Below are 7,995 nucleotides of genomic sequence, written 5' to 3'. Positions count from 1 at the left end.
TTCTATGTTGTCACTAGGAGACATTAATTCAATGACAAAATCGGGAGATAGAGGTAAAAATCTTTCCTTTTGTTGTGGGGTTAAAGCTTGCCATTTTTCTAAAGGTATCCAAGCAGCATCGGGAGAGCGATCGGCCCCATTGGGTAGTTTAAATCCTCCAGAAGAATCAAAAACTACACCTAATTTATTTAGGTTATTCCATAACCATAATTGGGCAGTGATTCCAGCGTTAGAATTACTGGTTTCTCCTCCAGTCGGTGGCATAATAATTAAATCTCCTTTTGGGTTGCGTTCCAAGCGCAAATCTCGGTTATCCTGACAAAGTTGAAAGAACTGTTCATCGCTGAGTTGAAACGAGTTAAATTTAACTTCTACTGTCATTATTATCCCCAACCTACTCTCGTCTAAAATTCATGGTAACGCGCTAGGGCAAGAGATGTTCTTGGATGAAATTAGTGTAAACATCTCCGGCTAAAAAGGCGGGAGTTTCCAATATTTTACGATGGAAATCAATAGTCGTCGGTACTCCCGTGATCGCACATTCCCGCAGGGCGCGTTTCATGCGTTTAATCGCAGTTTCGCGATTTTCTCCCCAGACAATTAATTTACCGATTAGGGAATCGTAATAGGGGGGGATTTCGTAATCGGTGTAAACGTGGGAATCCATGCGGACACCGGGACCGCCGGGGGGCAGATAACCGCTAATTTTGCCAGGGTGGGGGCGAAAATTGCGATCAGGATCCTCGGCATTAATGCGACACTCGATCGAATGCCCTCTAAATATCACCTGATCTTGCTTAATTTGCAGTTTTTCGCCCTGTGCCACCAGAATTTGTTCTCGGATCAGGTCTATCCCCGTGATCATCTCCGTGACGGGGTGTTCCACCTGAATACGGGTGTTCATTTCCATGAAGTAAAAATTGCCGTGTTTATCGACTAAAAATTCCACAGTTCCCACCCCGACGTAATTAATCGATTTAGCGGCTTTAACGGCGGCATTACCCATTTTTGAGCGTAAATGGGGCGTTAAGAAGGGGCTGGGTGCTTCTTCTAGCAGTTTTTGGTGTCGTCGCTGAATCGAACAGTCTCTTTCTCCTAAATGGATCACGTTACCGTGACTATCGGCCAAAATCTGAAACTCGATATGTCGGGGACATTCGATAAATTTTTCTAGATATACTCCTGAATTGCCAAAAGCCGCTGCTGCTTCCCCTTGAGCGGCTTTTAACATATCACCTAGTTCATCTGAACTCTTGACAAGACGCATCCCACGCCCTCCACCGCCGGCGGTGGCTTTAATCAGGACAGGATAACCGATGTCATCAGCGATACGTTTTGCTTCCGCTTCTGAGGTAATTAAACCACCACTGCCAGGGATAGTGGGAACTCCCGCTTTTTGCATGGTTTTTTTAGCGGTAGATTTATCCCCCATAGCCAGAATAGCACTGGGAGACGGACCGATAAAAGTTAACTGATGATCGGCACAAATTTCGGCAAAGCGGGCGTTTTCTGCCAAAAAACCGTAACCGGGATGGATCGCCGTGGCGTTGCGTGTTAGGGCAGCCGAGATGATATTAGGGATATTTAAGTAACTTTTGCTGCTTGGAGGCGGACCAATACAAACACTCTCATCGGCCAGTTGAACGTGAAGGGCATGGCGATCGATGGTAGAGTGGACGGCAACGGTTCTAATGCCCAATTCTTCGCAACTATGAAGGATTCTTAAGGCGATTTCCCCGCGATTGGCGATTAATATCTTGGCAAACTGCATTGGACAACCACGAGATCAGGCTGGTGTGATAGGCGACTATTTAGTAGAATATCTGGTTTTGTTACCTTGGGGAAATCGGGAAGTGGGGAGACCACTTCGTGCGCGTTGCGGGGGGAAGTGGGGAAGTGGGGAAGTGGGGAAGTGGGGAAGTTGTCTCATCACCCTATCACCCTATCACCCTATCTCCTGCCTCCTGCCCCCTAACGACTAACGGCTAAAATAACCGACTTCGTCTCCCTCCCCGGTCAAGATTGAAAGCGATAAGCTAGAGTGTGAGGAGTGAAAACTTTTTAATCTCGTTTCGCCCCTAGAGGATAATAGCTCGATGTTGCGAATTATCACAGAGCCATGGTCAGCCAGAACGGAACTGAGACGAATTCGGGAACGGTTCGACGATCCGGAAATTCGGGAAAAAGAATCGCTTGTCCGAGAGATTGTCGAGCAGGTGCGACTTTCTGGCGATCGCTCGTTGGTGGATTACACGGAAAAATTCTACCAACAGTCCCTTAATCTACAACAACTGAAGGTGAGCGGCTCGGAACTCGATGCTGCTTATCAACAGGTGTCGCAGGATTTATTAAATGCGATCGCCGTTGCCTGTCAAAAAATGGAGGCTTTTCATCGTCAGCGTCTTCCCAAAGCTTGGGTACAGTTTCCTGAGGATGGTACGGTTCGGGGGAAACGTTATCAACCGGTTAACAGCGTGGGAATTGTCGTTCCCGATGGGAAACGGGCCTATCTCAGTTTATTGCTCCAACAGGCGATTCCTGCCAAAATAGCGGGGGTTAAACGGATTGTGATGGTATCTCCTGCTGATGAAGATTTACGCATCCACCCGGCGATTTTAGTGGCAGCCCAATCGGTGGGTATTAGTGAGATTTATCGGGTGGCTGGACCACAGGCGATCGCCGCTTTAGCCTACGGTACAAAAACGATCGCTCCCGTGGAGATGATTGCCGGAATAGGTGATTTTTATACTAATTTGGCTAAAAAACTGGTTTCTGACCATGTAAAAATCGATTATCTCTCTATTACTTCTGATTTGGTTATTATTGCCGATAGTCAAGCCAATCCCAGGCAGTTGGCCTTAGATTTATTAGCGCAAGCGGAACAGTATTCCCTAGCGGCAGCGATTTTATTGACGACGGATAAGGCTTTGGCCCTAATAGTACAGGAAGAAGTGCAAAAACAGTTACAGGTACATCCCCAGAGATTGTTAACGGAAAAAGCGATCGCTCATTATGGTTTAATCGTGGTGGTGGAATCATTGGAGAAAGCGATCGAATTATCGAATCTTTTTGCTCCCACCCATTTATCCTTAATGATCGATGAGCCTTGGGAAAAGCTATCTTCTGTGAGACAATCGGGAACTATTCTCCTCGGTTCCACTACTCCAAAAGCGGTGGCTGATTATTTGGGTTGTCCCGTGGGAGTGGAAACTTTTCTCGATTCCGCCACTTTAATCGAATATCCTGCCGATTCTTTCGCCTCCATAGCCCACAATCTGCAAATATTAGCGCAAGCGGAGGGATTTACGACAACGGACGCGGGTATAGAATCCCGAGGTCAGGACAAGACCTAGAAAAACTATAATCTTCTCAAAGCAACTATTGGGTCTAATTTAGCGGCACGATGAGCGGGAACAACACCGAAAATTAGACCGATGGCACTAGACACTCCTAAAGCGAGAATTATCGCAGGGATTGAGACACTGGTGGTTAAAGCGGCAAAAATTCCCGCTAGATACATTCCTTGAATGCCGACAAAAATCCCGATAATTCCGCCAGTGGTGGCTAAAATCACCGATTCAATGAGAAATTGACCTTTTATATCCCCTTCTTTGGCTCCTAAAGCCTTTCTTAACCCGATTTCTTGGGTTCTTTCCGTGACTGACACGAGCATAATATTCATTACGCCGATTCCCCCGACAAAAAGGGAAATACTGGCGATCGAGGCTAACATTCTAGTTAAACTATCGTTAGTCTCTTTGGCCATTTCTAAGACTGTGGTTTGGAGGAAAACCTGCACATAATTCTCGTCGCTGACCTGATGACGCATTTGCAGCAGGTTGCTAATCTGAAACTGGGCGGCTTTAATTTGGGCAGAGCTTTTCGCCAAGACAGAAATATGAGTCAGGGGAATGCCATAGATAGCTCTGCGTCCTTGAACCTGATTAGACATAGTAGTTAGGGGAATTAACGCTCGATCATCCTGATTAGCCTCAAATAAGGAGCCTTTCGCCTGTAAAACTCCAATAACTTGAAAACTAAGATTGCCGATGCGAAGATTTTCGCCGACGGGATTGCGATTACCAAAGAGATTTTTGGCTAATTCCGATCCCAAGACAATCACGCGATTATCCCGTTTCAGGTCAGATTCCATAATAAATCTACCTTTAGATAGTTGACGGTTACGCACGTTTAGGTACTCGGCTCCCACCCCGATTAGGGGGCTATTACTGGTTCTATTACCGAAGGATAAGATTCTTTTACCGCTCAATTCGGGAGAAATGGCGGCAATGGCGGGAACTTGAGATGCGATCGCTTGAGCATCTTCGTAGGTGAGAGGCCGGGGATTAGGAATTGTCCGCCGGACATTGCGCGAGGAGGTGGAAACAAATAAAACATTCGGACCGAGGGCTTCAAACTGCTCGAGGGCGACTTTTTGCGCTCCTTCACCCACTCCCACTAGGGCAATGACGGAGGCGTTACCGATAGCAATTCCTAGCATGGTCAGACCACTACGCAGTTTATTGCCCATCAAAGCGGAAAAAGCCATTTTCAGGTTTTCGAGCATTTCCATGGTTAGTTATATTCAGTGATCAGTAATCAGTAAACAGTAAACAGTAATCAGTAAACAGTAAACAGTAATCAGTAATCAGTAAACAGTAAACAGTAAACAGTAAACAGTAATCAGTAATCAGTGATCAGTAAACAGTAATCAGTAAACAGTAAACAGTAAACAGTAAACAGTAATCAGTAAACAGTAAACAGTAATCAGTAAACAGGGATAAAGATGAAGATATAGCGTTTCCTGTTGACAAGAGGTACATTCTCAATCCTGAAAAGCTTAATCAGCAAAGGTTAAAGTGTGCCACACAGATGTGAGAACCGCTATAAATAAATAACTAAATAGCTAATTAACTTACATCTGATAAATAAATAACTAATTAACTTAAAACTTACATCTGATAACTGATAACTGATAACTGATAACTGATAACTGATAACTGATAACTGATAACTGATTAGCGGGTAGAGATTTGGATCGTTTCCGGTTTGCTTAAATCGCCGGTAATAGTTAAACTGCGCCGATTAGCGTTGAGATGACGGACGATTTTATAGATAGCCTCAACTTGGTCACTAGAGCCGATTTTAGCCGCCAGAGTGGTTAGGTCGAGAGCAGTTCCCGTTTCCCGAACAACTTGCACGATTTTTCTCTGTAAATCCAGAATGGAAGCGGCGGCTTTTTTCCCTGCTTCTACCCCGGGTTGATGGTAGGCGTTAATGTTAACTAAACTAGCATAGAAACTAACAGCCCGTTCGTAGAGGGCGATTAAGGCCCCCACCTGACGGGGAGTAACCTCTGGGATCGTGATAGTGATAGAGTGACGACTATTTTCGTATAAAGCTTGTCGAGTACCTTGCAGTAATCCTGAGAGGAAATCGCCAGTAGTGGAGCCGGTTTCCACTTCCATGGAATCTCCTTGTCGGTCTTTTAACACTTCAATAAAAGTGGCGAAGAAATTGGGAACACCTTCGCGTAATTGTTGAACGTAGGCGTGTTGGTCGGTAGAACCTTTGTTACCATAGACGGCGATACCTTGGTACACCTTGTTGCCATCGAGGTCTTTTTCTTTACCGAGGGACTCCATCACCAATTGTTGCAGATAGCGGCTAAAGAGATAGAGACTGTCTTTGTAGGGCAGAATCACCATATCTTTCTCTCCCTTGCCATTGCCCTCATGATACCAAGCCAGAGCCAGTAGGGCGCTAGGATTTTTTTTCAGGTTATGGACGCGGGTGGCGATGTCCATTTCTTTGGCCCCGGCTAACATTTCATCAATGTCGATACCCTGCAAAGCGGCCGGGAGAAGACCGACGGCGGATAGTTCTGATGTACGACCACCGACCCAATCCTGCATAGGGAAACGAGTTAGCCAATCTTGGGCGTATTTGTCCAGTTGGCTACCCGGCATAGTGACGGCGACCGCGTGTTGCGGAAAGTCTAAATCTTGTTTTTCGTAAGCGTTGCGGACTTCTAACATTCCGTTTCTCGCTTCGGGAGTGCCGCCGGATTTACTGGTGACGATAACGAGGGTGGTAGCTAAGGGTAAATGGGCTAGGGTGCGATCGATGCCTTTCGGGTCGGTATTATCAATAAAAGCAATCTCTAAGGGGGGAAAATCGGGTGCTAGAGCCGAACCGACGAATTGGGGACCCAAAGCAGACCCCCCGATGCCTACACAGAGAATATGGCTAAATTTTTCTTGATCAGGCGGTTTAATTGCTCCGGAGTGAATTTTCTTGACAAATTCTTTAATCTGTGCTATGGGTTCGGTGATTTCGGCCCGCAATTCCTGGTTAGGAGCGAGTTCAGGAGCGCGCAGCCAGTAGTGGCCGACCATACGCTGTTCGTCGGGATTGGCGATCGCACCCTGTTCTAAAGCTGTCATATCTTGGAAAGCGCGCTCAAATTTTGCTTCTAGACCTTTGAGAAAACCCTCATCGAAGGGAATCCGACTGACATCGAGATAAAGTTCTAGGTTAGGGTGATAGTATAACCAATCTTGGTAACGTTGCCAGAGTTGCAGATTATCCATAAAAAAAAGCGAAATTTTTGTTTAATTACTCGTTTAGGAGAGATAGGATTCTATCCTCTCCAATCATCATACAGGTAGTTTTAGACTAGAAGATGACGGTTAAGCATATATTAGGAGTTGGCAAAATGTTAACAGTGACGGAACTATCTCCTAATTGTTCGGTTTGCTGGTGTTGGCTGTTGATTTTTTAATTAGTCCTATGGCTATTTACTCATCCCCTCTCAAAATCGGTAATTTAGAAGTACATAGCCGCGTCTTGCAATCACCTTTATCCGGTGTCACCGATTTAGTTTTTCGGCGCTTGGTGAGACGCTTTGCTCCCGATTCCATGCTCTATACGGAGATGGTCAACGCGACAGAAATCTCCCAGCTGCAAGAGTTACCGCAATTGATGGTTATCGGGGACAAGGAACAACCAATTAGTATGCAATTATTTGATTGCCGTCCCGATTTTATGGCTGTGGCGGCAGAAAAAGCGGTTAAGGAAGGAGCGATGACCATCGATATTAATATGGGTTGTCCTGTTAATAAAATTACTAAAAAAGGCGGCGGTTCTTCGCTTTTACGACAGCCAGAAATTGCCGAGCAAATTGTTAGGGAAGTGGTGGGAGCGGTATCGGTGCCGGTAACGGTGAAAACTCGCTTGGGATGGAACGCTCAAGAGATTAATATTATCGATTTTGCCCGTCGTTTGGAAGATGCGGGAGCGCAAATGTTGACCCTGCACGCACGCACTAGGGAACAGGGTTATCACGGGCCGGCCGATTGGCAATGGATTAAACGGGTGAAGGAGGTTTTATCGATTCCTGTCATCGCTAATGGCGATATCGTTTCTGTGGAAGCGGCGATTAATTGTTTGGAATTTACCGGGGCCGATGGGGTGATGTGTTCGCGGGGAACCCTCGGTTATCCCTATTTGGTGGGGCAAATCGATTATTACCTCAAAACAGGCAAAAATTTGCCGAAACCCACCTCTATTGACCTGTTAAGCCTAGCTAAAGAGCATTTACAGGGGCTATGGCTATACAAGGGACAACGCGGTATCTGGCAAGCGCGGAAACATTTGGCTTGGTATTGTCAGGATTTTACTGGTGCGGCGATTTGGCGCGATCGGTTTTCGCGGATTGAATCGGTAGGGGAGGGCTGTGATTTAATTGATCGAGCTATTGCCCAATTACACCTTGAAAACGAGAATATTTACAGATAACGGTGAAGTTAGGCTACTTCAGCGACTATAGGGTTGCTCCATGCTCAAGCCTGGGTTGACATCCTCACCGCCGTAAAACGGACGGTGATTCCCAAACCTCACGATTTAGGTTTCTGCTTCTTTCCCTTGCGGGGTTCCGCACCTGCCTTAACAGATTTACTCTGTTCTGGTCTTATGGTCGCTCTACAGACTGAC

Annotated in this window: 6 protein-coding genes; 2 read left to right on the top strand and 4 right to left on the bottom strand. The window is 46.1% G+C overall.

Going from position 1 to position 7,995, the window contains the following annotated elements; all coding sequences use genetic code 11:
- Positions 1 to 381 (bottom strand): Uma2 family endonuclease (locus tag IM479_RS13850; protein ID WP_287685974.1); only part of this gene is annotated, 381 nt, incomplete at its 3' end.
- A 43-nt stretch (positions 382 to 424) separates the two neighbouring features.
- Entirely contained in the window at positions 425 to 1,771 is a 1,347-nt protein-coding gene (gene accC, locus IM479_RS13845) for an acetyl-CoA carboxylase biotin carboxylase subunit (RefSeq protein WP_287685973.1), read from the bottom strand.
- 325 nt (positions 1,772 to 2,096) lie between these two features.
- Between accC and hisD the strand changes: the two genes are divergently transcribed.
- Positions 2,097 to 3,353, top strand: a complete 1,257-nt coding sequence (gene hisD / locus IM479_RS13840; RefSeq protein ID WP_287080098.1) for a histidinol dehydrogenase — start codon at positions 2,097 to 2,099, stop codon at positions 3,351 to 3,353.
- Between the two features lie 5 nt (positions 3,354 to 3,358).
- Here hisD and IM479_RS13835 read toward each other — a convergent pair whose 3' ends face one another.
- Both IM479_RS13835 and IM479_RS13830 read right to left on the bottom strand, forming a co-directional pair.
- Positions 3,359 to 4,573: an ABC transporter permease gene (locus IM479_RS13835; protein ID WP_287685972.1), complete on the bottom strand. Its 1,215-nt coding sequence runs from the start codon at positions 4,571 to 4,573 to the stop codon at positions 3,359 to 3,361.
- Between the two features lie 445 nt (positions 4,574 to 5,018).
- A complete protein-coding gene (locus IM479_RS13830) occupies positions 5,019 to 6,593 on the bottom strand; it encodes a glucose-6-phosphate isomerase (protein ID WP_287685971.1) in 1,575 nt (524 codons plus the stop codon).
- A 199-nt stretch (positions 6,594 to 6,792) separates the two neighbouring features.
- Here IM479_RS13830 and dusB point away from each other — a divergent pair, with 199 nt between their 5' ends.
- Positions 6,793 to 7,800, top strand: coding sequence for a tRNA dihydrouridine synthase DusB (dusB, locus tag IM479_RS13825; RefSeq protein WP_287685970.1), 1,008 nt, complete (start codon positions 6,793 to 6,795; stop codon positions 7,798 to 7,800).
- The last annotated feature ends 195 nt before the right edge of the window (positions 7,801 to 7,995 follow it).

Origin of the sequence: Microcystis sp. M165S2 (genome assembly GCF_020245885.1) — a bacterium.
Taxonomy (GTDB): domain Bacteria; phylum Cyanobacteriota; class Cyanobacteriia; order Cyanobacteriales; family Microcystaceae; genus Microcystis.
This window is presented reverse-complemented; position numbering and strand designations above follow the sequence as displayed.